This window comes from Delftia sp. HK171 (assembly GCF_001886655.1).
Classification (GTDB): domain Bacteria; phylum Pseudomonadota; class Gammaproteobacteria; order Burkholderiales; family Burkholderiaceae_C; genus Comamonas; species Comamonas acidovorans.
The window spans coordinates 5779009-5805086 of record NZ_CP018101.1; the positions used below are offsets into that span (position 1 = coordinate 5779009).

24 protein-coding genes and 1 tRNA gene are annotated in these 26078 nt (G+C 65.4%); 16 read left to right on the top strand and 9 right to left on the bottom strand.

Going from position 1 to position 26078, the window contains the following annotated elements; genetic code table 11:
* Positions 1-22 precede the first annotated feature (22 nt).
* The 6 genes from ugpB (at position 23) to BO996_RS25860 (ending at position 7718) form a co-directional block, all read left to right on the top strand.
* Positions 23-1327: a sn-glycerol-3-phosphate ABC transporter substrate-binding protein UgpB gene (ugpB, locus tag BO996_RS25835; protein WP_013800834.1), complete on the top strand. Its 1305-nt coding sequence runs from the start codon at positions 23-25 to the stop codon at positions 1325-1327.
* A 123-nt stretch (positions 1328-1450) separates the two neighbouring features.
* Positions 1451-2332 carry a sn-glycerol-3-phosphate ABC transporter permease UgpA gene (gene ugpA, locus BO996_RS25840; RefSeq protein WP_012207264.1) on the top strand — a complete coding sequence of 294 codons (882 nt, stop codon included), beginning with the start codon at positions 1451-1453 and terminating at the stop codon, positions 2330-2332.
* Positions 2333-2334: 2 nt separating this feature from the next.
* Positions 2335-3183, top strand: coding sequence for a sn-glycerol-3-phosphate ABC transporter permease UgpE (gene ugpE / locus BO996_RS25845; protein WP_012207265.1), 849 nt, complete (start codon positions 2335-2337; stop codon positions 3181-3183).
* Between the two features lie 89 nt (positions 3184-3272).
* Entirely contained in the window at positions 3273-4283 is a 1011-nt protein-coding gene (gene ugpC / locus BO996_RS25850; protein ID WP_034396898.1) for a sn-glycerol-3-phosphate ABC transporter ATP-binding protein UgpC, read from the top strand.
* A 90-nt stretch (positions 4284-4373) separates the two neighbouring features.
* Positions 4374-5138, top strand: a complete 765-nt coding sequence (ugpQ, locus tag BO996_RS25855) for a glycerophosphodiester phosphodiesterase (protein ID WP_012207267.1) — start codon at positions 4374-4376, stop codon at positions 5136-5138.
* A gap of 153 nt (positions 5139-5291) precedes the next feature.
* Complete coding sequence (locus BO996_RS25860; RefSeq protein ID WP_071957217.1) at positions 5292-7718, top strand: DUF3772 domain-containing protein; 2427 nt, start codon at positions 5292-5294, stop codon at positions 7716-7718.
* On the opposite strand, the gene BO996_RS25865 is transcribed toward BO996_RS25860, so the two are convergent.
* Positions 7715-8620: an N-formylglutamate amidohydrolase gene (locus BO996_RS25865; protein WP_071956722.1), complete on the bottom strand. Its 906-nt coding sequence runs from the start codon at positions 8618-8620 to the stop codon at positions 7715-7717. The two genes, BO996_RS25860 and BO996_RS25865, sit on opposite strands and share 4 nt — an antisense overlap.
* Positions 8620-9612 (bottom strand): tripartite tricarboxylate transporter substrate binding protein BugE, encoded by a 993-nt coding sequence (locus BO996_RS25870; RefSeq protein WP_012207270.1) that lies wholly within the window; start codon positions 9610-9612, stop codon positions 8620-8622. Before BO996_RS25870 ends, BO996_RS25865 begins: the two co-directional genes overlap by 1 nt.
* Positions 9613-9760: 148 nt before the next feature.
* On the opposite strand from BO996_RS25870, the gene BO996_RS25875 reads away from it, so the two are divergent.
* Complete coding sequence (locus tag BO996_RS25875) at positions 9761-10684, top strand: LysR substrate-binding domain-containing protein (protein ID WP_071956723.1); 924 nt, start codon at positions 9761-9763, stop codon at positions 10682-10684.
* Between the two features lie 55 nt (positions 10685-10739).
* Here BO996_RS25875 and BO996_RS25880 read toward each other — a convergent pair whose 3' ends face one another.
* Positions 10740-11015 carry a hypothetical protein gene (locus BO996_RS25880; protein ID WP_013800828.1) on the bottom strand — a complete coding sequence of 92 codons (276 nt, stop codon included), beginning with the start codon at positions 11013-11015 and terminating at the stop codon, positions 10740-10742.
* 72 nt (positions 11016-11087) lie between these two features.
* On the opposite strand from BO996_RS25880, the gene hemA reads away from it, so the two are divergent.
* From hemA to BO996_RS25905, 5 genes are all read left to right on the top strand, one after another.
* Positions 11088-12413: a glutamyl-tRNA reductase gene (gene hemA / locus BO996_RS25885; protein ID WP_012207273.1), complete on the top strand. Its 1326-nt coding sequence runs from the start codon at positions 11088-11090 to the stop codon at positions 12411-12413.
* Between the two features lie 169 nt (positions 12414-12582).
* A complete protein-coding gene (prfA, locus tag BO996_RS25890) occupies positions 12583-13665 on the top strand; it encodes a peptide chain release factor 1 (RefSeq protein ID WP_071957218.1) in 1083 nt (360 codons plus the stop codon).
* Between the two features lie 10 nt (positions 13666-13675).
* On the top strand, positions 13676-14545 hold the full coding sequence (prmC, locus tag BO996_RS25895; RefSeq protein ID WP_071956724.1) for a peptide chain release factor N(5)-glutamine methyltransferase: 870 nt from the start codon (positions 13676-13678) through the stop codon (positions 14543-14545).
* A gap of 116 nt (positions 14546-14661) precedes the next feature.
* Complete coding sequence (gene grxD / locus BO996_RS25900) at positions 14662-14985, top strand: Grx4 family monothiol glutaredoxin (RefSeq protein WP_012207276.1); 324 nt, start codon at positions 14662-14664, stop codon at positions 14983-14985.
* 187 nt (positions 14986-15172) lie between these two features.
* Positions 15173-16546 carry a hemolysin family protein gene (locus BO996_RS25905; protein WP_071956725.1) on the top strand — a complete coding sequence of 458 codons (1374 nt, stop codon included), beginning with the start codon at positions 15173-15175 and terminating at the stop codon, positions 16544-16546.
* 45 nt (positions 16547-16591) lie between these two features.
* Here BO996_RS25905 and BO996_RS25910 read toward each other — a convergent pair whose 3' ends face one another.
* Both BO996_RS25910 and BO996_RS25915 read right to left on the bottom strand, forming a co-directional pair.
* The gene (locus tag BO996_RS25910; RefSeq protein ID WP_071956726.1) at positions 16592-17245 is read right to left on the bottom strand and encodes a lytic transglycosylase domain-containing protein; all 654 of its coding nucleotides are present in this window, start codon (positions 17243-17245) and stop codon (positions 16592-16594) included.
* The gene (locus BO996_RS25915) at positions 17242-18987 is read right to left on the bottom strand and encodes a proline--tRNA ligase (protein ID WP_071956727.1); all 1746 of its coding nucleotides are present in this window, start codon (positions 18985-18987) and stop codon (positions 17242-17244) included. Before BO996_RS25915 ends, BO996_RS25910 begins: the two co-directional genes overlap by 4 nt.
* Before the next feature lie 93 nt (positions 18988-19080).
* Between BO996_RS25915 and BO996_RS25920 the strand changes: the two genes are divergently transcribed.
* Entirely contained in the window at positions 19081-19770 is a 690-nt protein-coding gene (locus BO996_RS25920; RefSeq protein WP_012207280.1) for an RNA pyrophosphohydrolase, read from the top strand.
* Between the two features lie 66 nt (positions 19771-19836).
* On the opposite strand, the gene proB is transcribed toward BO996_RS25920, so the two are convergent.
* From proB to rplU, 4 genes are all read right to left on the bottom strand, one after another.
* Positions 19837-20985, bottom strand: coding sequence for a glutamate 5-kinase (gene proB, locus BO996_RS25925; protein ID WP_012207281.1), 1149 nt, complete (start codon positions 20983-20985; stop codon positions 19837-19839).
* A gap of 83 nt (positions 20986-21068) precedes the next feature.
* The gene (gene cgtA, locus BO996_RS25930; protein WP_071956728.1) at positions 21069-22184 is read right to left on the bottom strand and encodes an Obg family GTPase CgtA; all 1116 of its coding nucleotides are present in this window, start codon (positions 22182-22184) and stop codon (positions 21069-21071) included.
* A 149-nt stretch (positions 22185-22333) separates the two neighbouring features.
* The gene (rpmA, locus tag BO996_RS25935) at positions 22334-22591 is read right to left on the bottom strand and encodes a 50S ribosomal protein L27 (protein ID WP_012207283.1); all 258 of its coding nucleotides are present in this window, start codon (positions 22589-22591) and stop codon (positions 22334-22336) included.
* A gap of 15 nt (positions 22592-22606) precedes the next feature.
* A complete protein-coding gene (rplU, locus tag BO996_RS25940) occupies positions 22607-22918 on the bottom strand; it encodes a 50S ribosomal protein L21 (protein ID WP_012207284.1) in 312 nt (103 codons plus the stop codon).
* Positions 22919-23148: 230 nt separating this feature from the next.
* On the opposite strand from rplU, the gene BO996_RS25945 reads away from it, so the two are divergent.
* From BO996_RS25945 to pilB, 3 genes are all read left to right on the top strand, one after another.
* On the top strand, positions 23149-24078 hold the full coding sequence (locus BO996_RS25945) for a polyprenyl synthetase family protein (RefSeq protein ID WP_034396917.1): 930 nt from the start codon (positions 23149-23151) through the stop codon (positions 24076-24078).
* Positions 24079-24111: 33 nt separating this feature from the next.
* Positions 24112-24188 (top strand) — tRNA-Pro (locus BO996_RS25950).
* A gap of 130 nt (positions 24189-24318) precedes the next feature.
* On the top strand, positions 24319-26061 hold the full coding sequence (pilB, locus tag BO996_RS25955) for a type IV-A pilus assembly ATPase PilB (RefSeq protein ID WP_071956729.1): 1743 nt from the start codon (positions 24319-24321) through the stop codon (positions 26059-26061).
* Positions 26062-26078 lie beyond the last annotated feature (17 nt).

The window sequence follows — 26078 nt, forward strand, 5'->3', positions numbered from 1 at the left end:
TCACCGAACTAGAGGAGTCCTCATGCAACTGAAGCAACTGGCCATGGCAGCCGCGATCGCGGCCACCACCATCTCGGCACAAGCCCAAACCGAAATCCAGTGGTGGCACTCGATGAGCGCAGCCCTGGGCGACTGGGTGAACGACCTGGCCAAGGAGTACAACGCCAGCCAGACCCAGTACAAGATCGTGCCGACGTACAAGGGCCAGTATGACGAGTCGATGACGGCCGCCATCGCCGCGTTCCGCGCCGGCAACGCGCCTGACATCCTGCAGGTCTTCGAAGTGGGCACGGCCACCATGATGGCCTCCAAGGGCGCCGTGGTGCCCGTCACCAAGATCATGAACGACGGCGGCTTCAAGTTCGACCAGGGCGAGTACATCTCCGCCGTGGCCGGCTACTACACCGCCCCCAACGGCCAGATGATGAGCTATCCGCTCAACAGCTCGACCACCATCTTCTACTACAACAAGGACGCCTTCAAGAAGGCAGGCCTGGACGAGAACAAGCCGCCCAAGACCTGGCCCGAAGTGTTCGCCGCCGCCGAAAAGCTCAAGGCCTCGGGCCACCGCTGTGCACTGACCACGAGCTGGATGAGCTGGACCCAGCTGGAGAGCTTCTCGCTGTGGCACAACACCCTGTACGCGACCAAGAACAACGGCTTTGACGGCACCGATGCCAAGCTGGTGTTCAACTCGCCGCTGCACGTCAAGCATTTCGAGAACCTGGCCAAGGCCGCCAAGGATGGCAGCTTCGTCTACAAGGGCCGCGGCAACGTGCCTGACGCCGCCTTCGCTTCCGGCGAGTGCGCGATGATCACCGGCTCCTCCGGCCTGTATGCCCGCGTGGTCAAGGAAGGCAAGTTCGCCTTCGGCCAGTCGCAACTGCCCTACTACGCCGATGTGAAGGGCGCGCCCCAGAACACGGCCATCGGCGGTGCCTCCCTGTGGGTGATGGCCGGCAAGAGCGCCGAACGCTACAAGGGCGTGGCTGACTTCTTCAACTTCCTGAACAACACCAAGATCCAGTCCGCCAGCCACCAGCGCACCGGCTACCTGCCCGTGACCACCGCTGCGTACAAGCTGACCGAGGCTTCGGGCTTCTACGAAAAGCATCCCGGCACCGACACCGCCGTGACGCAGATGATCCGCAAGACCACCGACAAGTCGCGCGGCATCCGCCTGGGCAACTTCGTTCAGATCCGCACCATCATCGATGAGGAAACCGAACAGATCTGGACTGGCAAGAAGACTCCCCAGCAAGCCCTGGACACCGCTGTCACCCGTGGCAACGAGCAACTGGGCCGCTTCGCCCGGGCCAACAAGTAATCCTCCCATGTGATTTGCGGTGTGGCCGCTGCGCAGGCAGCCCGCACCGTGCATCACAGGCCCGCAACCGGCGGCCCCACGGCCATCCGGTTTGCGGGCTGTTTTGTTCTACCGAGTTCCGTCATGGAAAAACGCGTTCTTTTTCGATCCGCCTGGCTGCCGTGGTTGCTGATAGCACCACAGATGGTCATCGTGCTGGTCTTCTTTTTCTGGCCCGCAGGCCAGGCCATCGTGCAGTCGTTCCAGGCGCAGGATACGTTTGGCTTCTCCACCGAATGGGTGGGGTTTGCCAACTTCCAGCACCTGCTGGATGACCCCGCCTACCTGGCCTCGTTCAAGACCACGGCCATCTTTTCCGTGCTGGTGGCGGTGTTCGGCATTGCGCTGTCGCTGATGCTGGCCATTTTTGCGGACCGCGTGATCAAGGGCGCGCTTGCCTACAAGACCGCCTTGCTGCTGCCCTATGCCGTTGCGCCCGCCGTGGCGGGTGTGCTGTGGGTGTTCATGTTCTCGCCGTCCATCGGCGTCGTGGCCTATGCGCTGCGCATGATCGGCTATGACTGGAACCACCTGCTGAACTCCGGCAACGCCATGACGCTGATCGTCATCGCCGCGATCTGGAAGCAGATTTCCTACAACTTCCTGTTCTTCCTTGCGGGCCTGCAGTCCATCCCCAAGTCGCTGATCGAGGCCGCCGCCATCGACGGCGCGGGCCCCATGCGCCGCTTCTGGGACATCCAGTTCCCGCTGCTGTCGCCCACCACGTTCTTCCTGCTGGTGATGAACGTGGTCTACGCATTCTTCGACACCTTCGGCATCGTGGACGCCACGACCCAGGGCGGTCCGGGACAGGACACCTCCATCCTGGTCTACAAGGTCTATCACGATGGCTTCAAGGCCATGGACATGAGCGGCTCGGCTGCCCAATCCGTCGTGCTGATGGTGATCGTGGTTGCACTGACCGTGATCCAGTTCCGCTATGTTGAGAAGAAAGTGCAGTACTGATCATGGTTGAACGCAGTCCCCTTCTCTCCTTTTTCTCGCACCTGATCATGGTGCTGGGCGTGATCATCGTCGGCTTTCCGCTGTACCTGGCCTTCGTGGCCTCCACGCACACGCCGCAGGACATCATCCAGGTGCCCATGCCCCTGGTGCCCGGCAGCAACTTCTGGGAAACCTACAAGGCCGCGCTGTTCGGCGGCTCGGGCCCCGGCTCCAGCGCGCCCGTGGCACGCATGATGTGGATCAGCTTCGTCTCGGCCATGGTGATCACCGTGGGCAAGATCGCGATCTCGCTGCTGTCGGCCTTCGCGCTGGTGTACTTCCGCTTCCCGTTCAAGAAGATCTGCTTCTGGCTGATCTTCGTGACCCTGATGCTGCCCGTGGAAGTGCGCATCGGCCCCACCTACGAAGTCGTCTCCACGCTGGGCATGCTCAACAGCTACGCCGGCCTGACGATTCCGCTGATCGCCTCGGCCACGGCCACCTTCCTGTTCCGCCAGTTCTTCCTGACGGTGCCGGACGAGCTGGTGGAGGCCGCCCGCATCGACGGCGCAGGCCCCATGCGCTTCTTCAAGGATGTGCTGGTGCCGCTGTCCAAGACCTCGATCGCGGCGCTGTTCGTGATCCAGTTCATCTACGGCTGGAACCAGTACCTGTGGCCGCTGCTCGTGACCACCTCGGAAGACATGTACCCCGTGGTCATCGGCATCAAGCGCATGGTGGCCAGCGGCGATACCGGCAATGACTGGAACGTGGTGATGGCGACGGCCCTGCTGGCCATGCTGCCGCCCGCCGCCGTGGTGATCCTGATGCAGCGCTGGTTCGTCAAGGGCCTGGTGGACACCGAAAAGTAAACCGCCCGCCGCCGCCCCAACCCACCGTATAGAACCCCGCAGAGCAAGCGCCAGCGCCCTTCGCTCTGCGACTCAACCAGAATCTTCGTATGGCATCCATTTCCTTTCGCAACCTGATCAAGCGCTACGGCCAGGGCCCGTCGGCCAACCAGGTACTGCACGGCGTCAACGCCGAAATCAAGGACGGCGAGTTCGTCGTCATCGTCGGCCCTTCGGGCTGCGGCAAGTCCACCCTGCTGCGCATGGTGGCGGGCCTGGAGGAGATCTCCGATGGCCAGCTGCTGATCGGCGACAAGGTGGTCAACGACGTGGAACCGGCCAAGCGCGACATCGCCATGGTGTTCCAGAACTATGCGCTGTACCCGCATATGTCGAACTACGAGAACATGGCCTACGGCCTGAAGATCGCCAAGGTGCCGCCCGAGGAGATCAAGCGCCGCGTGGACAAGGCCGCCAAGATCCTGGAGCTGTCGCACCTGCTGGACCGCAAGCCGCGCCAGCTGTCGGGTGGCCAGCGCCAGCGCGTGGCCATGGGCCGCGCCATCGTGCGCCAGCCCAAGGTCTTCCTGTTCGACGAGCCGCTGTCCAACCTGGACGCCAAGCTGCGCGGCCAGACCCGCATCGAGATCCAGAAACTGCACGCCGAGCTGGGCATCACCAGCCTGTTCGTGACCCACGACCAGGTCGAGGCCATGACCCTGGCCCAGCGCATGATCGTCATGAACGGCGGCGTGATGGAGCAGTTCGGCACGCCCGAAGAGGTCTACCACACGCCCGCCTCCACCTTCGTGGCCAGCTTCATCGGCTCGCCCCCGATGAACCTGCTCAAGAACGCGCCCGGCGGCACGGCCGGCCGCATCCTGGGCATCCGCCCCGAGCACCTGGTCGTCGTCAGCGAAGGCGGCTGGGAAATCAAGGTGGACACCGTTGAAATGCTGGGTGCCGAGCGCCTGGTCTATGGTTCGCTCAATGGCGAGACGATGACGGTGCGCATCGACGAAGGCGCGCCCTTCCCCAAGTCCGGCGAGACCATGCGCGTGCGTCCTTCCGAAGAGCGTCGCCTGCACTGGTTCGACGCAGAATCCGGAAAGCGGATCTGATCCCCTGAAGGCCGGATCTCCGACCTTTTCCAAGAGAGCCCCAGAGGCTCTCTTTTTCCATCCAAGCTCCCTTCTTTTGACGGACTCGCCATGACCGAGAACCTGAAATCCTGGCCCTACCCCCTGTGGGTGGCCCACCGTGGCGCCGGCAAGCTGGCGCCCGAGAACACCATGGCCGCCTTCCGCCTGGGCGCCGCGCACGGCTATCGCATGTTCGAGTGCGATGCCAAGCTGTCTGCCGACGGCGTGCTGTTCCTGATGCACGACGCCACGCTGGAGCGCACCACCAACGGCCACGGCACGGGTGGCGACCTGTCCATGGGCGAGATCGCCCAGCTGGACGCCGGCAGCTGGCACTCGCGCGCCTTTGCGGGAGAGGCCCTGCCCACACTGGAAGCCCTGGCGCGCTGGTGCCTGGCCAACCACTTCTTCCTGAACGTGGAGATCAAGCCCACGCCCGGCCAGGAAGAGGCCACGGGCCGCGCCACGGGCGAGCTGATGAACCGCATCTGGCCCAGGGACCGCATCCAGCCGCTGTTCACTTCGTTCAAGACCGATGCGCTCAAGGGCGCACGCGACACGGCACCGCACATTCCGCGGGGCCTGCTGGTGGACAAGCTGGCCGATGCCACGGGCGATGCCGACCTGCGCACCGCGCTGGACCTGGGCTGCGCAGCCATGGTGCTCAACCATGCGCTGTGGGATGCCGCCCTGGTCGCCAAGGTGCATGGCGCGGGCCTGCGCTGCAGCAGCTATACGGTCAACGATGAATGGGCCGCGCAGCGCCTGATCGACCTGGGCACGGACGGCGTCATCACCGACCGTGTCGATATGTTCAGTCCCGCATCGCGCTGAGACGGCTGCCGGCTGGCGGGGCCGGACCTTTGGAAACAACCGTCGCGGCGGCCCGCAGCACAATGTGCGTCCATGACACCGCCCCGCCCGTACCCTCTCCCGCTGCGCCCTACGTGGGCGCAGGCCTTGCGCCAATGCCTGGCCACTGGCCTGATGGTCCTGGCCATGCTGGTCCTCACTGCGCCCGCTCCGGCCCATGCGCAGGACCGCACGGCAGCGGCGGCCACGGCGGCGCCCGACGGCCGGCCCGCCCTGCCCAGCGTGGACGATCTGCGCAAGCAGCTGGACGCCATTCCCCGCAAGCTGGCCGAGGACGATGACGGCCGCAAGCTGCTGGACGAGGCTGCGGCCATTGGCACGGCGGCCGACCAGGTGGCGGCCCGCCGCACCGAGGAACTGGCCGACATCGATTCGCGCCTGGCCGGCCTGGGCCCCGCGCCCGAAAAAGGCGCCCCTGCCGATGCGCCCGATGTGGCGGAGCAGCGCGCCAGCCTGGCCAGGCAGCGCAGTGCCGTGGATTCCGAACTCAAGCTCGCGCGGCTGGTGTCGGTCGATGCCGACCAGCGCGGCAACGAGCTGATACGCCAGCGCCGCGAACAATTCCAGGCCGCATTGACGGCCCGCACCGACTCGCCGCTGGGCCGGCCCTTCTGGCGCAACCTGCGTGCTGCCGCGCCTTTGGACGCGGCGCGCCTGCAGGGCCTGGGGCGCGAGCTGCGCCAGGCCGTCGCCTCCACCATGGCATCCGATCGCCGAGGCGGCTTCATCGCCAGCCTGGCCGCCGCCTTGCTGATCGCCCTGCTCGGCCCCTGGCTGGCCGAGCGTCTGCTGGTGCGCGCCGCGCCCGCGCGCCTGCCCAGCGGCCGCCTGCGCCGCTCGTTGCGCGCGGCGGCCACCGTGCTGATCAACACGCTGCTGATCGGCCTGGCAGCGCAACTGGCCTGGAGCGCGCTCAAGGCCGGCGATGGCTTCAGCGAATCGCTGGACGCGCTGGCCAAGGCCAGTGTGCAGGTCACGCTGTTCGGCGCCTTCGTGGTGTCGCTGGGCCAGACCCTGCTGTCGCGCAGACGCAGTTCCTGGCGCCTGCCCGGCGTGTCGGACGAGCTGGCCGAGCGGCTCAGTCCCTATCCCTGGTGGATTGCCGCCGGAGCCGCGCTCAACGGCCTGGTGACCGAGGTCAACGCCATCATCGGCGCCAGCCTGGCCGCCGAGGTCACGGTGCACGCCCTGTCGGCCCTGCTGATTTCGGCCGTGGTCATGCTGGCCCTGCGGCATCTGCGTGCGCCGGCGCCGGTCGCGCAGGAAGACGGCGCCCAGGCAGAGCCCGTGCCGCCACGGCCCTTGTGGGTGGGTCTGCTCGTGGCCTGTGCGGCGGTGGCCAGCATTGCCACCATTGCGCTGGCCGTGACCGGCTATGTGGCGCTGGCCGGAACGCTGGCGCGCCAGATGGTGTGGACCGGCGTGGTGTTCGCCACCACCTACCTGCTGTTCCAGCTGGGCGACGATCTGTGCGAGGCCCTGCTGTCGTCCAAGGGCAGCTTCGGCACCCGGCTGAACCAGAGCCTGGGCATCGAGGGCCGGCTGCTCGACCAGGCCTCGGTGCTGGTCTCGGGCCTGCTGCGCGTGGCCCTGTTGTTCTACATGGTGATCGCCCTGCTGGCCCCGCTGGGCACGGGGCCGGACGAGGTGTTTCGCCGCGGCAGCACGGTGAACCACAGCCTCAAGGTGGGCGACTTCACCATGGCGCCGCAGGCCCTGTTCACGGCATTCGCCGTGATCGTCACGGGCCTGATCGTGATCCGCGTGATCAAGCGCTGGCTGACGGACCGCTACTTCCCCAACACCTCGCTGGAGCCGGGCATGCGCAGCTCCATCACCACGCTGCTGGGCTATGTGGGCGGCATCTTCGTGGTGGCCGTGGCGCTGGCGGGGCTGGGCATCAGCGTGGAGCGCATTGCCTGGGTGGCCAGCGCGCTGTCGGTGGGCATTGGCTTTGGCCTGCAGGCCATCGTGCAGAACTTCATCTCGGGCCTGATCCTGCTGGCCGAGCGGCCCGTGAAAGTGGGCGACTGGGTGGTGCTGGGCGATACCGAGGGCGACGTGCGCCGCGTCAACGTGCGCGCCACCGAGATCCAGCTGGGCGACCGCTCCACCGTCATCGTGCCCAACTCGGAATTCATCACCAAGACCGTGCGCAACATGACGCTGGCCGGCGCGCCCGGGCGCGTGCTGCTGCGCCTGCCCGCGCCGCTGGACACCGATGCCGAACGCATGCGGACCCTGATATTGGAGGCCTTTCGCACGCATGAAGGCATCCTGGACACGCCCGAGCCTCTGGTGCAGCTCGAAGGCATTGCCAACGGCACGCTGACCTTCCTGGCCATCGGCTACGTGGGCAACCCGCGCAATGCGGGCGGGGTGCGCAGCGATGTGCTGTTCAGCATCCTGGCATCGCTCAAGGGCGCGGGCCTGTACCTGTCGCCACCGGCCACCACCTCGGTGGCGGCGCCGGTGGTGACAGGCATGCCGGGCACGCCAGGCACGCCGCCCATGCCCGGCGACCCCGCCAGCCCGGCCTAGCCTCGCCCGGCCATTTCAGCGCGCACATGCGCCGCGACCACGGCCATCAGCTCACGCAGATGGCCGCGCAGCGGCTCGAAGCCCGCGTTGGGCTCGCGCGTGTCCTCGTCCATGTAGACCGGGCGGCGGATCTCGATCTGCAGGCTGTGCCGGCCCAGGTGCGGCTGGCCTATGCGGCCGATCAGCTCCACGCCCTTGTAGGGCTCGTTGTAGGCCACGCTGTAGCCGAAGCCCGCCAGCGTCTCGCCCACCAGCTGGATGAACTCGGGCGCGCAGGTCGTGCCGTCGCGGTCGCCCAGCACGAAGTCGGCCAGCGGCGGCGCGTCGGTGCGGCCCAGGCGCTTGTAGACATCGTTGGGCATGGAGTGCAGGTTCAGGTGCCAGACGCCGCCAAAGCGCTGCACGCTGTCATCGATGGCCTGCGCCAGCGCCGCATGGTAGGGACGCCAGTAGCGCGCGATGCGGTGCTCCACCTCGGCCACCGTGCGCGGGCGTTCATACAGCGGCGTGGCCACGCCGTCCCGGCTGATGCGCTGCCAGATCAGGCCCAGGCCCTGGCGGGTCTTGACGCTGGGCGCCAGGGGCACGGGCCACCGGCCGTCGATCTGGGCGGGGTCCAGGTCGGCCTCGCTGCGGTTGGGGTCGATGTAGGTGCGCGGAAAGGTGGCCTCGATCAGCGTTGCGCCATGCGCGGGCCACTGGTCCCAGAGCGCGGCCACATGCGTGTCCTCGCCACGGCGCAGCAGGGACATGGGCACGGCATGGCCGAAATCCTCGGGATAGGACGTGCCGCTGTGCGGCGAGTCGCAGACGATGGGCAGCACCTCGCCGGCGGCGGGATGCACCACGACCGGGGTGTCCGGCCGGGGGCGCAGAAAATCGGTCTGTGCCATGCGGTCCATCAGTCGAGCTTGATGTTGGCGCGCTTGGCCACGGCCGTGTAGCGCTCGATGGCAGCCTTGATCTGCTTGGCAAATTCCTCGGGCGTGTTGCCCATGGACTCGCCCGAGATGGATTTTTGCTTTTCCAGGTAGTCAGGCATGGCCATGGCCTTGTGCGCAGCCGCATTGAGCTTGTCGATGATGGGGCGCGGCGTGCCGGCAGGTGCGACCAGGCCGAACCAGCCGCCGTCGCCCATCTGCGGGAAGCCCAGCTCGGTGTAGGTGGGCACGTCGGGCAGCACGTCGGCGCGCTTGAAGGCCAGCACGGCCAGCGGGCGCAGCTTGCCGTCCTTGATGTGGGGCAGCGTGGAGGGCAGGTTGTCCGTCATGGCATTGACCTGGCCACCCAGCGCGTCGGTGATGGCCTGGCCCGCGCCCTTGTAGGGGATGTGCAGCAGGTCGATACCGGCCAGGTTCATGAAATTCTCGATGTTGGCGTGGCCCAGGGAACCCGTGCCCGGCGAGGCAAAGCTGTACTTGCCCGGGTTGGCCTTGGCCAGGGCGATGAACTCCTTCATGGTCTTGGCGGGCACGCTGGCGTTGATCACGAACACGCTGGGCACGGACATCACATTGGTGATGGGCGCGAAGTCCTTGATCGGGTCGTAGGGCAGCTTGCGGAAGATGGCCGGGTTGGAGCCATGCGTGCTCACCGTGGCCATGCCGATGGTGTAGCCATCGGCCGCAGCACGCGCAATTTCGGAGGCGCCAATGGAGCCGCCCGCCCCGCCCCGGTTGTCCACCACCACGGACTTGCCCAGGATCACGCTCATCTTCTCGGCCAGCAGACGCGCCACCATGTCGGTGGAGCCGCCCGCACCAAACGGCACGACCAGGCGGATCGGCCGGCTGGGATAGTCGGCAGCCGGGCCCTGGGCCCAGGCGACGGGAGCCAAAAGAGCAGTGGCGGCGCAGGCGGCCAGGCTGGACAACAGGGTGCGGCGCATTGCCATGGTGTGTTTCCTCTCGTGATGGATGAAAGAGCGGCCTGCGGCAGGGCAGGGCTTCGCGGAACAGGCGCCGATTCTGGACAGCCGCCGCACGCGCGAAAAGAGACAAGACGGCAAGCAACTATGACAAACCGTCATAATTGCGTCCGTCATGCGCATGCACTCTCCCTCGCTTTCCGAGCTGCACGCCTTTGCGGCGGCGGCGCGCCTGGGCAGCTACTCGCTGGCAGCCCAGGAGCTGTATGTCACCCAGGGCGGCATCAGCCGCGCCATCGCCCGGCTGGAAGAGCACCTGGGCTTTGCCCTCTTCGAGCGCCAGGGCCGGCGCAGCGTGCTGACCGAGGCTGGCCGTGAATACCTGCAAGCCGTGGAGCCCTCCGTACACGCCATCGAATCGGCCTCGGCCGCCGCACGCAGGCGCCACTTCGGCCCGCAACTGCGGTTGTCGGTCGTTCCCACGCTGTTCAGCCACTGGCTGATTCCACGCCTGCCGCGATTCAACGCCCTGCATCCGGGCATCGTCCTTTCGTTTGCCCCCTACCGGCGCGATGACCCGCTGTCCGCCGCCGAGATAGACGGCTGGCTGCGCGTGGGCAGCGAGCCCTGGCCCGCCCATGTGGTGGCCGACTATGTGGTGGGCCGCGATCTGGTGCCCATCTGCCATCCGCGCGAATTGCAGGGCCCGCAAGCCATTCGCAGCGCAGCGGATGTGCTTGCGCGCCCCTTGCTGTTTCACACCAACTACCCTGGCAACTGGGCGCGTTGGATGAGCCACCTCGGCCTGCCCGGGCCCTGCCCCGCGCCTGCGGCGGACTTCGAACTGGTGGCCCTGCTGGTCCAGGCCGTGGCCGCCGGCATGGGCGTGGCCCTGGTGCAGCGCTGCCTGGTGGAGGAAGACCTGGCCGCCGGCCGCGTGGCCCTTGCCTTGCCTGCACCCGTCCACATCGAACGCGGCTACTTTCTGTGCCGGCCGGCTGCGCGGATGCCTTCCGAAGCCTTTGTGCAGTTCCGCGCATGGCTGCTGGAGCAGGCCGCGCCGGGTGCCGTGCCTCCAGCCGCAGTCTCAGGCCCCTGATCGCCGGGAGAAACGCCCTCTTCCGTTGATCTGCATCAATCTTTGCTGTCAGCCATCAGCGCCAGCCGCGCGAAAGCACCCACTGGCAAAGCGCCATCACGAGGACCAGGGCGGTGTAGGTGGCCATCTTTGCATCGCGCCCGAACCACCACAAACCGGCCAGCAACACCAGCGCACCAACAACCAAATTGATAGCAACCTGCAACCACCAGGCAAGGGATTGCTGCGATTTTCCATAGATCAAAAGCGCGCACAACATCAGGGCCGGCGACAGGAAAAGTGCAGGCGCCAGGAAGTTCAGCCAATGATTCGTACTCGCAATCCATCCCATGTGCGGGCTCCGATTCCAGGGTGTTGTGATCAGGGATGCCTGAAACTGCGCGAAATTTTATAATCCCGGGTTATGGCAGTCTGGGCACTCGGCATCAACCACCACACGGCTCCGCTTGATATGCGGGGACGTTTCGCGTTCGCGCTTGACCAGATCGTGCCCACGCTGCAGGGCCTGCGCGAATCGCTGACCGGCCCCGGCCGCCAGCACAGCGCCGTCGAGACCGCCATTCTCTCCACCTGCAACCGTACCGAGATCTACTGCGCGGCCGAAATGCCGGCCATGGACCATACCCTGCACTGGCTGGCCAACAGCGGCGGTATTTCGTCCGAATTGCTGCGCTCGCACTCCTATCTGCTGGAAGACGGCCATGTGGCGCGCCATGCCTTCCGCGTGGCCAGCGGGCTCGACTCCATGGTGCTGGGCGAGGCCCAGATCCTGGGCCAGATGAAGAATGCCGTGCGCGCCGCAGAGAACGCAGGCGCCCTGGGCAGCACGCTGAACCAGCTGTTCCAGCGCAGCTTCGCGGTGGCCAAGGAAGTGCGCAGCTCCACCGAGATCGGCGCCCACAGCATCAGCATGGCCGCTGCCGCCGTGCGGCTGGCCGGCCAGCTGTTCGAAGACCTGTCCCAGATCCGCGTGCTGTTCGTGGGCGCGGGCGAGATGATCGAGCTGGTCTCCACCCACTTCGCGGCCCGCCACCCCAAGCAGATCATGATCGCCAACCGCACGCTGGAGCGCGGCGAGAAGCTGGCTGCCCAGTTCGGCGCCGGCACCATGCGGCTGGCCGACCTGCCCGACCATCTGCATGAATACGATGCCGTGATCAGTTGCACGGCGTCCAGCCTGCCCATCATCGGCCTGGGCGCCGTCGAGAGCGCGCTCAAGAAGCGCAAGCACCGCCCCATGTTCATGGTCGATCTGGCCGTGCCGCGCGATATCGAATCCGAGGTCAAGGACCTGCGCGACGTCTACCTCTACACCGTGGACGATCTGGCCACCGTGGTGCGCACGGGCCAAGCCCAGCGCCAGGCAGCGGTCGAGCAGGCCGAAGTCATCATCGACCACGGCGTGCAAAGCTTCATGCACTGGCTGGACCAGCGCCGCCCGCAGGCCGGTGTGGTGCCGCTGATCCGCCAGCTCAATACCCAGACCGATGAATGGCGTGCGCTGGAGATTGCGCGCGCCAAGAAGCTGCTGGCCAAGGGCGAAGACATCGACACCGTGCTGGAGGCCCTGTCGCGCGGCCTCACGCAGAAAATGCTGCACGGCACCCTGGCCGAGCTGCACAAGGGCGATGCCGACCAGCGCAGCCAGACCATGGACACGGTCTCGCGCCTGTTCCTGCGCTCGGCCCAAAGCGGCCCGCGCGGCACGGCCCCCGACAAGGCGCTCTAGCGGCGCTCGCCGCCCCTGCGCAGGGCCGCGCGCCAGCGGGCCTGTGGCGCCCCGGCTGCACTTGCGGCCCCCGCCTCTCCCGGTTTTTAAGGCCCATCCGCCCTTCCAGGCCCCCACGTTTCCCGCCGCAGTGCTGCCCGAGCAGCCCTTCGCACCACCGCCCCACACCATGCAAGACTTTCTGCGCCAACAACTGGAGCGCTACGCCCAGCGCCTTGAAGAACTCAACTTCCTGCTTTCGCGCGAAGACATCATGGGCGACATGAAGCAGTACCGCGCCATCTCGCGCGAGCACGCGGACGTCACCGCCATTGCAGGCCGCTATGCCCGCCACCGCCAGCGCGAGGCCGATCTGGCCGCTGCGCGGGACATGCTCTCCGACCCCGACATGGCCGACATGGCGCAGGAGGAAATCGCCAGCGCCGAGGCCGAGCTGATCCAGCTGGAGGACGAGTTGCAGCGCCTGCTGCTGCCCAAGGACCCCGATGACGCGCGCAACGCCTACCTCGAAATCCGCGCAGGCACGGGCGGCGACGAATCGGCCCTGTTCGCAGGCGACCTGGCCCGCATGTACACGCGCCACTGCGACGCCGTGGGCTGGAAGGTCGAGATCATGAGCGCCAACGAGAGCGAGCTGGGTGGCTACAAGGAAGTGGTGCTGCGCGTGGAAGGTACGGATGTGTACGGTCGCCTGCGCTTCGAATCCGGCGGCCACCGCGTGCAGCGCGTGCCGGCCACCGAGACCCAGGGCCGCATCCACACCAGCGCCTGCACCGTGGCCGTCATGCCAGAGCCGGACGAAACCCAGGCCATCACGCTCAACCCGGCCGACCTGCGCATCGACACCTTCCGCGCCAGCGGCGCCGGAGGCCAGCACATCAACAAGACCGACTCGGCCGTGCGTGTGGTCCACCTGCCCACGGGCATCGTCGCCGAGTGCCAGGACGGCCGCAGCCAGCACAGCAACAAGGCCAAGGCACTGCAGGTGCTGCAGGCGCGCCTGCAGGAGAAGGAACGCAGCGAGCGCGAAGCCAAGGAGGCCGCACTGCGCAAGGGCCTGATCGGCAGCGGCGACCGCAGCGACCGCATCCGCACCTACAACTTCCCGCAGGGCCGGCTCACCGACCACCGCATCAACCTCACCATCTACAAACTGCTGGCCGTGATGGAAGGCGACCTGGGCGATGTGCTCGACGCGCTGCAGGCCGCACGCGAGGCCGAACTGCTGGCCGAGCTGCAGGTCAACAACTGAGGCCCGGGCCATGGCCAATCCACCCATCGTCAAAGAAGCGCTGCAGCAGGCCCAGGCCCTGGGGCTTGCGCGCATCGACGCGCAAATGCTGCTGCTGCACGTGCTCGGGCGCCAGTCTGGCGGCCGCGCCTGGCTGCTGACCCATGACGAGGACATGCTGACCGCCCCCCAGGCCGAGGCCTATGCCGCGCTGTGCGCACGCCGCCTTGGCGCGGAACCCGTTGCCTACCTGCTCGGCCACAAGGAGTTCTACGGGCTCGATCTGACCGTGGACGCGCGTGTGCTCGACCCACGCCCCGATACCGAAACCCTGGTGGACTGGGCGCTGGAGCTCATGCCCATCCAGACCCAGGCAGGCCCCGCTTGCCGCGTGGTGGACCTGGGCACCGGCAGCGGCGCCATAGCCCTGGCCCTGCAAAGCCAGCGCCCCGGCGCCACGGTCTGGGCCGTGGATGCCAGCGCCGACGCACTGACCGTTGCCAGCGCCAATGCCACGCGTCTGCAACTGGACGTGCAGTTCGCGCATGGCAGCTGGCTCCAGCCGCTGGCAGGGCAGGCACCGTTCGACCTCATCGTCAGCAACCCGCCCTATATCCGCGATGACGATCCGCATCTGCAGGCCTTGGCGCATGAGCCGCTGTCGGCGCTGGCCAGCGGTGCCGATGGCCTGGCCGATATCCGCGCCATCATCGCCCAGGCGCCCGCGCTGCTGGCCCGCGGCGGCTGGCTGCTGATGGAGCATGGCTGGGACCAGGCCGATGCCGTGGCCGCCCTGCTGTGCCATGCCGGCTTTGGCGACGTGCAGCATCGCCACGACCTGGGCGGCATTGCCCGCTGCACGGGCGGGCAATGGCAAGGGCAGGCCAGAGCTCTGACCTGAGCTCTGGCCTGGGCGCAGCAATCCCGCATGCTTTCAAAGTCCGCGCCGAGAGTGAAATAATCCCATCCATGCCGCCGCGCCTGCGGCGCCCACCACGACCCCGGAGCACCACACAGATGAGCGACACCCAGCAACGCATCGACCAACTGGTCAAGAGCAACAACATCCTGCTGTTCATGAAGGGCAGCGCCAGCTTTCCCATGTGCGGTTTCTCTGGCCGCGCCATCCAGATCCTCAAGGCCTGCGGCGTGGAAACCAAGGACATCTCCACCGTCAACGTGCTGGAAGACCAGGAAATCCGCCAGGGTATCAAGGACTACAGCAACTGGCCCACGATCCCCCAGCTCTACGTGCAGGGCGAGTTCATCGGCGGCTCGGACATCATGATGGAGATGTACGAGTCGGGCGAGCTGCAGCAACTGCTGGCACCCAAGGCCTGAGGCTTATCGCACCACGCGCCTTCGGCGCAGCATCGAGCCACCTTCGGGTGGCTTTTTTACGCCTGTGCCGCGCTGCCGGCGGACTCCCCGGGCATGCCTCAGGGCCAGGGGCATGCGATGTGTGGTCGAATGGTCACATCTTTCACATCCGGAAAAGCGCGCCTGCGCCCGCTTCTCCGCCCTGCCTATGAGTCTGTCCCAAAGTCTGCTGTTGATCGTCGCGCTGATATTGACCAGTGCCTTCTTCTCGGTGGCCGAGATCTCGCTGGCCGCCTCGCGGCGCCTGCGACTGCGGCAGATGATGGAGGACGGCGAACCCCGCGCCGAACTGGTCATGAAGATGCAGGCCCAGCCGGGCGAATATTTCACGGTCACGCAGATTGGACTCAATGCCGTCGCCATCCTGGGCGGCGTGGTGGGCGAAGGGGCATTGACCCCCTATCTGGCCGAGCTGCTGATGCTCTGGCTGCCCGACAGCCGTGCGCAGACCGTGGGCTTCCTGCTCTCGTTCGCCAGCGTCACCTCCCTGTTCATCCTGTTCGCCGACCTGCTGCCCAAGCGCCTGAGCATGGCCGAGCCCGAGGCCCTGGCCATCCGCGTGCTGCGCCCCATGCTCTGGTGCATGGCCGTGCTCAAGCCCCTGGTCTGGTGCTTCAACCATCTGGCCGACGCCGTTGCCAAGCTGTTCGGCCTGCCCACGGTGCGCGATGACCGCATCACGCACGAAGACATCCTAGCCATGACCGAAGCCGGCGCACGCGCAGGCGTGCTGGCCGCAAAAGAACAGCAGGTGATCGCCAACCTGTTCGAGCTGGACTCGCGCACCATCGGCTCGGCCATGACGCAGCGCGACCGCATCGCCTACTTCCACCGCGACGACCCGGATGAACTGATCCGGGTCCGCATTGCCGAGGAGCCTTTTTCCACCTACCCCGTGTGCGACGGCGACATCGACCACATCGTCGGCTATGTCGATGCCAAGGACCTGTTCCAGCGCGCGCTGAACAACCAGTCCCTGTCGCTCATGGACGATTCGCTGGTCCACAAGGTGCTGGTCGTGCCGGACCGCCTGACGCTGGCCGAAGTACTGGAGCAGTTCCGCCAGGTGCATGAGGACTTTGCCGTCATCGTCAACGAATACAGCCTGGTGGTCGGCGTGGTCACGCTCAATGACGTGATGAGCACGGTGATGGGCGGCCTCGTCAGCCCGGGCGACGAGGAGCAGATCCTGCGCCGCGACGAGAACTCCTGGCTGATCGATGGCGTCACGCCGGTCGAGGATGTGATGCAGGCCCTGGAGCTCGACGAGTTGCCGCATTCCGAGGACTACGAAACCCTGGGGGGCTTTCTCATGGTGATGCTGCGCCGCATTCCCAGGCGCACGGACACCGTGCAATGGGGCGGCTACCGCTTCGAGGTCATGGACGTGGACAGCTACCGCATCGACCAGGTGCTGGTCACACGCATGTCCGGCAGCAGCCCGGCCGCCCCGCCTAACCCAGGCGACACGGCCGCCGCCGTGGCCAAGGTGTCCAGCATGTCGCCGGACACGTCGTCCTGAAAACGCAGCAAGGCAGGCCTGCCGCCAGGCGCCAGCCTGCGGCCCTCAGGCCGAGCGCGAAGGCTCGATCTCCCAGCGGCGCTGCGCAGCAAACACAGCATTCGGATACTGGGGCTGGCCGCGGCTGCCGTTGTAGCGGCCCAGCGCCATGTAGGCATCGCCGTTTTCACGGTCCAGATAGTGGCGCAGGATCACGCAGCCAAAGCGCAGATTGGTCTGCATGTGAAACAGCTTGCCGATGTCGCCATCGCCGATCAGCCGCATCCAGAACGGCATGATCTGCATGTAGCCGCGCGCGCCCACGCTGGAGATGGCGAACTTGCGGAACGCGCTCTCCACCTGCACCAGTCCCATCACCAGCGAGACTTCCAGGCCGGCGCGCTTGGCCTCGTACCAGACGGTCTGCAGGAACTCCAGCCGTGTTGCAAGTTCGGGCTTGCGTGAGCGCAGGCGCTCGCTGCTGGCCGTGAGCCAGCGCAGGTAGTCCATGCGGGCCTCGGTGGAGGCAAAGCGCAGCTCGGGCGGCGCCGATCCCGTGACGGCCGAACTCAGCGCGGTGCGCACCGAATCGGCCAGCGGCTCTTCCAGCTGCCCGCCGGCCCAGGCGGGCGCGGCCACCGCGCCCAGCAACGGCGCAGCACCCAGCGAAGCCGCCAGGCGCAGGCAATCGCGGCGCGCCATCACGGGGGCCTGGCTCACAGACCCAGCCTCTGCTTGAGATGGCCCAGCACATCGGCAGCGGCCATCTTGGTCGCTTCCGTGTCGCGGCGATGCTGGTACTCGACCTGGCCTTCCTTGAGGCCGCGGTCGGACAGCACCACGCGGTGCGGCACGCCAATCAGTTCCCAGTCGGCAAACATGGCGCCCGGGCGTTCGCCGCGGTCGTCCAAGATCACGTCCACGCCCAGTGCCAGCAGCTCGGCATGCAGCTTCTCGGCGGCTTCCTTCACGGGCTCGCTGCGGTCCATGCCGATGGGGCAGACCACCACGGTGAAGGGTGCAATCGCGTCGGGCCAGATGATGCCGCGCTCATCATGGTTCTGCTCGATAGCGGCAGCCGGCAGGCGTGTCACGCCAATGCCGTAGCAACCCATTTCAAACAGCGAGGGCTTGCCGTTCTCGGCCAGGAAGGTGGCGTTCATGGCCTGGGAGTACTTGGTGCCCAGGTAGAACACATGGCCCACTTCAATGCCGCGCTCGATGGCCAGCTCGCCCGCGCCATCGGGGGACTTGTCGCCGGCCACCACATTGCGCAGGTCGGCCACGACATCAGGCTCAGGCAGGTCACGGCCGAAGTTCACGCCGGTGATGTGGAAGTCGGCCTCGTTCGCGCCGCAGACCCAGTCGGCCATCACGGCGACCTCGCGGTCCACGACCAGCTTCACGGGCTTCTTCAGGCCGATGGGCCCCAGGTAGCCGGGCTGGCAGCCGAAGTGATCCTCGATCTCGGCCACGGTGGCAAAGCGGAAGCCCACGTCCAGGCCAGGCACCTTGGCCACCTTGATCTCGTTCATCTCATGGTCGCCACGCAACAGCAGCAACCAGACCTGGCTTCCCGCCACATCGCCCTTGTCGTCGAGCTTGTCGGTGGCCAGCACCAGGGACTTCACCGTCTGCGACAGCGGCAGGCCCAGCTGGGCAGCCACGGATTCGCAGGTGCTGTTGCCCGGCGTTGCCACACGGGCCATGGCCTGGGCTGCAGCGGGACGGGGGCCTGCAGGCGCCAGGGCCTCGGCCTTCTCGATATTGGCGGCGTAGTCGCTGCTGGGGCAGTAGACGATGGCGTCTTCGCCCGTGGAGGCGATCACCTGGAATTCCTCGCTCAGATCACCGCCGATGGCGCCGCTGTCGGCACGCACGGCACGGTACTGCAGGCCGAAGCGATCGAAGATGCGCTTGTAGGCCGCGCGCATGGTCTGGTAGCTGATCTGGGCGGTGTCGCGGTCCTTGTCGAAGGAATAGGCGTCCTTCATGATGAATTCGCGGCCACGCATCAGGCCAAAGCGCGGGCGGCGCTCGTCGCGGAACTTGGTCTGGATCTGGTAGAAATTCTTGGGCAGCTGCTTGTAGCTCTTGAGCTCCTGGCGCGCAATGTCCGTCACCACCTCTTCGCTGGTGGGCTGGATCACGAAGTCGCGGCCATGGCGGTCCTTGATGCGCAGCAGCTCAGGGCCCATCTTCTCGAAGCGGCCCGTCTCCTCCCACATCTCGGCAGGCTGGACCACGGGCATGGTCACTTCCACGGCACCGGCACGGTTCATTTCCTCGCGCACGATGGCCTCGACCTTGCGGATCACGCGCAGCCCCATGGGCATGTAGTTATAGATGCCTGCGCCCAGCTTCTTGATCAGGCCGGCCCGCGTCATGAGCTTGTGGCTGACCACTTCGGCGTCGGCCGGAGCTTCCTTGAGGGTGGAGATGAAAAATTGGGAGGCTTTCATGGATCAGGGGCTTCGCGGGAATCGGGGCAGCGTGCTTGCCGCTGGCAAGGCACCGTGCATAATGGACACAATTCAGAAAATTGGGGTTCGATTATGCTTGACCGGGACGGATTTCGCCCGAACGTCGGCATCATCCTGCTCAACCAAAAGAACCAGGTGTTCTGGGGCAAGCGCATCCGCACCCACAGCTGGCAGTTTCCACAGGGCGGCATTGACCGGGGGGAGACACCCGAACAGGCCATGTTCCGGGAACTGCATGAGGAAGTGGGGTTGATGCCCAACCACGTTCGCGTGGTCGCCCGCACCCGGGACTGGTTGCGCTACGAGGTGCCAGACCGGTACATCCGCCGCGATGCGCGCGGACACTACAAAGGCCAGAAGCAGATCTGGTATTTGCTGCAACTCATGGGTCACGACTGGGATTTGAACCTGCGTGCCACCGACCACCCCGAATTCGACGCCTGGCGCTGGAACGACTACTGGGTGCCACTGGATGTGGTGGTGGAGTTCAAACGCGGCGTCTACGAGATGGCCCTGACCGAGCTGGCACGCTTTCTGCCACGGGGCGAGCAGCAGCGCAACCGTTATCTTCGCAGCGGCATGCGCCCCAGGGAAGCCCATGAAACAGGCCCCGAGACCTATGGCGCCCCAGGCTTGCATCCGGCGCGCTCAGGCAGCTTTCGCGTCAATCCCGGCATGGAGTTGCCGCCTGGTGCCTGCTTCGACCCTGATCCACAGTCAGGGCAGCAGCAGGTCTTGCACCCCGATCCAGGCAAGGCCTGAAGCCAAAGGGTCCATGCAAAAGCGCACCCGAGGGTGCGCTTTTTCTTTGCCCCGATTGCGCGGGTATCAGTGCCCGGCAATCACCATGTTGTCGCGGTGCACCATCTCCGGGCCTGCGGAGTAGCCCAGCAGGCGCTCGATCTCCACCGAGCTCTTACGACAAAGCAGGCGCGCCTCGGCACTTGCATAGTTGGCCAGACCACGCGCCACCTCGATGCCCAGCGCATCGCGCACGGCAATCACATCGCCGCGGGCGAATTCGCCATCCACATTCACCATGCCGATGGGCAGCAGGCTCTTGCCTTCGTCGCGCAGCTTGGCCACGGCACCGGCATCCACGGACACGGAACCGCGCAGTTGCAGATGGTCGGCAATCCACTGCTTGCGCGCCTGGTTCTTGTGGGTCTGCGCCACGAGCAGCGTGCCGATGGACTCGCCCGCAGCCAGACGCACCAGCACGTCCTGTTCACGACCCCAGGCGATGACGGTTGAAGCACCCGAGCCCGCCGCGCGCTTGGCCGCGAGGATCTTGGTGATCATCCCACCCTTGCCGATGGACGAGCCCGCGCCGCCCGCCATCTCCTCCAGCGCAGGATCGCCGGCATTTGCCACGTCGATGAAACGCGCATCGGGGTTGCTGCGCGGATCGGCGCTGTAAAGGCCTCGCTGATCGGTCAGGATGACCAGGGCATCGGCTTCGATCAGATTGGCCACCAAAGCACCCAGAGTGTCGTTGTCGCCGAACTTGATCTCATCGTTGACCACGGTGTCGTTCTCGTTGATCACCGGCACGATGCCCAGCTCCAGCAGCGTCAGCAAGGTGTTGCGCGCATTCAGATAGCGCTCGCGGTCCGCCAGGTCGGCATGCGTGAGCAGCACCTGGGCACTGCCCATGCCCTGCTCGCGCAGCTTGGACTCGTACATCTGTATCAGCCCCATCTGGCCCACGGCTGCAGCGGCCTGCAGCTCATGGATCTCCTTGGGCCGCGCGGCCCAGCCAAGGCGCTTCATGCCTTCAGCCACCGCGCCGCTGGAGACCATGATCACCTCGCGCCGCTGACCGCCATGGCTCTCATCCCCGCGCACCAGGGCCGCCAACTGGCGGCTCCACTCCTGGATGGCGGCCTCATCAAGACCGCGACCTTCATTGGTCACCAGGCTGGAGCCGACCTTGACCACGATGCGATGGGCATCACGCAACAAGTTGGAAGACATGGATGGATAGTGATTCTTGCAGCGCAGGCCCAGGCAGGCCGCGCCGCTGTTGTGATCAAGGCGATGGGAGCGGCAGGCGACTCTTACTCGGAATCGCGGGGGGCAAAACGCGGATCGGTGAGATCCACGCCATCACCCTCGATTTCGACGAAGCGCGGATCGATTTCCTTGGGTCCGGCCTCGATCTGCTGCTGCTCATGCACATGTTTGTAGATGGTGCGGATCAGCACTTCACAGCCTTCGCGCGTCAGGGCGGAAATCTCGAAGACCGGCCCCTTCCACTTGAAGCGCTTGACGAAGTCCTTGACGCGTGCGGCGCGCTCCTCGGCCGGCACCATGTCCAGCTTGTTGAGCACCAGCCAGCGCGGCTTGTTGTACAGCTCGGCGTCGTACTTCTGCAGTTCGCCCACGATGGCCTTGGCCTGGGCCACAGGATCCACGCTGTCATCGAACGGCGCCAGGTCCACCACATGCAGCAGCAATCGGGTGCGCTGCAGATGGCGCAGGAACTGGTGACCCAGGCCCGCACCTTCCGAGGCGCCTTCGATCAGGCCAGGGATGTCGGCCACCACAAAGCTCTGCTCGGCAGCGACGCGCACCACGCCCAAATTGGGATGCAGCGTGGTGAATGGGTAGTCGGCAATCTTGGGACGCGCATTGGAGACCGCGGCAATGAAGGTGGACTTGCCCGCATTGGGCATGCCCAGCAGGCCCACGTCGGCCAGCACCTTGAGCTCCAGCTTGAGATTCTTGCGCTCGCCAGGCCAGCCCGGAGTCTTTTGCCGAGGCGCGCGGTTGATGGCGCTCTTGAAGCGCAGGTTGCCGTAGCCGCCGTCGCCACCCTTGGCAATGGTGACCACCTCACCGGCCGTCAGCAGCTCGTAGAGCACCTCGCCGGTTTCGGCATCACTGATGATGGTACCGACCGGCATGCGCAGCGTGATGTCGTTGCCCGCCGCACCGAACATGTCCGAGCCCTTGCCATGCTCACCGCGCGTGGCATCGTGCCGGCGCGAGAAGCGGTAGTCCACCAGGGTGTTGAGGTTGACATCGGCCACCGCGTAGACATGGCCGCCACGGCCACCGTCTCCACCATCGGGACCGCCAAATTCCTTGTATTTTTCGTGCCGGAATGACACGCAGCCATTGCCGCCGTCACCGGCGGAAATGTCGATATAAGCTTCGTCGACGAACTTCATGAGGCATCCAGTTTACAAAAAGCAGTGTGCACCAGACAGCCCCAGGCCACACCTCAGAGACGGAAAAGAGGGCGAAGGCACGATGCACAACCCTCCTGAAACGACAAAGCCCCGACAGGTCGGGGCTTCGAGCGTCGAAGTGACAGGGCTTAGGCAGCCGTCACATTGACCGTGTGCTTGGACAGTGCACCCTTGACAGCAAACGACACGTGGCCGTCCACCAGAGCGTACAGAGTGTGGTCCTTGCCCACGCCGACATTGTCGCCGGGATGGAACTTGGTGCCACGTTGGCGCACGATGATCGAGCCGGCCGTGATCAGTTCACCACCGAAAGCCTTCACGCCGAGCATTTTGGGCTTGGAATCGCGCCCGTTTCGCGTAGAGCCGCCGCCTTTTTTCTGTGCCATGACTCAGCTCCTGAATTAAGCAGCGATCGCCACGATCTGCAGCTCTGTGAACTGCTGGCGATGGCCTTGGCGCTTCTGATAATGCTTACGACGGCGCATCTTGAAGATGTGCACTTTGTCGTGCTTGCCGTGAGCAACCACGGTTGCCTTGACAGACGCACCGGACACCAGAGGTGTGCCGACCTTGATTTCAGCGCCGTTGCCGACTGCCAGAACCTGATCGATCACAACTTCTTGGCCTACGTCCGCAGCAATCTGTTCTACCTTGATCTTTTCGCCGGCTGCAACGCGATACTGCTTGCCGCCGGTTTTTATGACTGCGTACATTTAAACCTCTTGAATTTGAGAGTTCCGCGAACGAATTTCCACGGAAGCCGAGGATTCTAGCACGCACTCACATTCTTTGCATGAAGCGCTCCCACCCCGCGCCCAAACAACCGTCAGGGCGGGCCGCAGGCGGGATCGCTCTTCCTATAATTGCCGATCCACTTGGCGGCCACAGTACCTTGACCACAGCTCTCTCCACTCCCAATCCGCTTGCCCTGATCACTGACGACATGCGCGAGGTGGATCATGTGATCGCCCAGCGCCTGACGACCACCGTCCCGCTGATTGCCCAGATCTCCCAGTACATCATCGCTGCCGGCGGCAAGCGCCTTCGCCCGGCCTTGCTGCTCATGGTCTGCAATGCGCTGGGCTACGAAGGCAGGGACAGGCATGTCCTGGCGGCCGTGGTCGAGCTGATTCATACCGCCACTCTGCTGCACGACGACGTGGTGGACGAGTCCACCCTGCGCCGTGGCCGCCCGACGGCCAACGAGACCTTCGGCAATCCGGCCAGCGTGCTGGTCGGCGACTTCCTGCACTCGCGCTCCTTCCAGATGATGGTGGAAGTGGGCAGCATGCGTGTGCTCAAGATCCTCTCGGACGCCACCAACGTGATCGCCGAGGGCGAGGTGCAGCAGCTCATCAACACGCACGATGCCTCGCTGGACGAAGCTGGCTACCTGCACGTCATCCGCTCCAAGACCGCCCAGTTGTTCGAGGCCAGCGCGCAGCTGGGCGCCGTGCTGGCCGACGCCCCCCGCGAGATCGAACAGGCCTGCGCCATCTATGGCCAGGCCCTGGGCACCGCCTTCCAGATCATTGACGACGTGCTCGACTACACAGGCGACACCCAGGAAATGGGCAAGAACCTGGGCGACGACCTGCGCGAAGGCAAGTGCACCCTGCCGCTGATTGCCGCCATGCAGCGCGGCACTCCGGAGCAGGCTGCCATCGTGCGCAACGCCATCGAGCAGGGCTCAACCGAGCAGTTGTCTGCCGTGGTGGATATCGTGCGCAGCACAGGCGCGCTGGATGTGGCACGCGAAGCCGCCCATGCCGAGGCACGCCGCGCCATCGACGCAATAAATGTGCTCCCGAGCAATTTGCATACGGCAAGTTTGCTACAATTAGCCTCTCAGCTTTTGGAGCGACGCACCTGATTTCAGGCTGTATTGCTTTGTCTACAAAAGCAACGGGGTGTAGCTTAGCCTGGTAGAGCGCTACGTTCGGGACGTAGAGGCCGGAGGTTCGAATCCTCTCACCCCGACCATTTCTGGTCACTTCATCACCACGTCACCATTGAGCCAGGTTCAAGACCTGGGTGCGCAGCAGTGCGTCTGGCCTTTCAAGCCTTCAGGGATGATAGGATAAATGTCCTTTCCTCTCAAACGTCTTGCTACATGGCTGTTGCTGACTCCTCGCTCAAGAATGCTTCCGCTGTTGCATCGCTTCCCGGCATCGGGCGAGCCCTGATATCAGCAGGCAAGGTATCGCAGCAGGCAGCGGAAGCCGCCGCCAGCAAGGCCGGCGCCAACCGCACCTCGTTCATTGCCGAGTTGAGCAACGCGGGCATCCTCTCGGCCCTGGAAGTGGCCGAGACGGTCTCCACCATGTTCAGCGCGCCGCTGCTCGATCTTGATGCCATCAACGCCGCGCGCCTGCCGAATGACTTGCTGGACGCCAAGATCATCAGCTCCTATCGCGTCCTCCCCTTGAGCAAGCGCGGCAACCGCATCACGGTGGCCACGGCCGACCCGACACAGCAGGAAGCTGCAGAGCAGATCAAGTTCACCACCCAGCTAGGCGTGGATTGGATCATCGTCGAGGCCGACAAGCTGGAACGTCTGATAGCTCAGCAGAGCAAAAGCGCCAGCGAAACCATGGAGAGCTACAGCGGGGGCGGCGATTTCGAGTTCGGCGACCTCAAGCCCGACGAGGTTGCCGAGGAGAAGGACAACACGGCGGCAACGGACGTCGAGGACGCGCCCATCGTCAAGTTCCTGCACAAAATGCTGCTCGACGCCTTCAACATGCGCGCGTCGGACCTGCATTTCGAGCCCTACGAACATCAGTACCGCGTACGCTTCCGGATTGACGGCGAGTTGCGTGAGATTGCATCGCCCCCCATTGCGATCAAGGAGAAGCTGGCCTCGCGCATCAAGGTGATCTCGCGCATGGACATCTCGGAAAAGCGGGTTCCGCAAGACGGGCGCATGAAGCTCAAGGTGGGTCCGGACCGCGTCATCGACTTTCGCGTGAGCACCCTGCCCACGCTCTTCGGCGAGAAGATCGTGATCCGTATCCTTGACCCGAGCTCGGCCAAGATGGGCATTGATGCCCTGGGCTACGAACCAGAGGAAAAGGCTCGCCTGATCGAAGCCATCGGGCGCCCCTACGGAATGATTCTGGTGACAGGCCCCACCGGCTCGGGCAAGACGGTGTCGCTGTACACCTGCCTGAACATGCTGAACAAGGCCGGGGTGAACATCGCGACGGCAGAAGACCCCTCGGAAATCAACCTGCCCGGCGTCAACCAGGTCAACGTGAACGAAAAGGCAGGCCTCACCTTTGCGACGGCGCTGAAGGCCTTCCTGCGCCAGGATCCCGACATCATCATGGTCGGTGAAATCCGCGACCTGGAAACCGCCGACATCTCGATCAAGGCCGCGCAGACCGGTCACCTGGTGCTGTCCACGCTGCACACCAACGACGCACCGACCACGTTGACGCGCATGCGCAACATGGGCATTGCCCCCTTCAACATCGCATCGAGCGTGATCCTGATCACCGCCCAGCGGCTGGCCAGGCGCCTGTGCCCCCAGTGCAAGGAGCCTGCGGATATCCCGCGGGAGGCGCTGCTGGATGCGGGCTATGACGAGGCGGACATTGATGGCAGCTGGGTCACCTACAAGCCCGTGGGCTGCCAGGCATGCAACAACGGCTACAAGGGACGCGTCGGCATCTACCAGGTGATGCCGATCAGCGAGGAAATCCAGCGCATCATCCTGCAGGACGGCAGCGCGCTGGAGATCGCGGCACAGGCCAAGCGTGAAGGCGTGCGGTCTCTGCGCGGATCCGGACTGCACAAGGCCAGACTAGGACTGACCTCGCTCGAAGAAGTGCTGGCAGTCACCAATGAGTAAATAGCGCGGACAGCGCA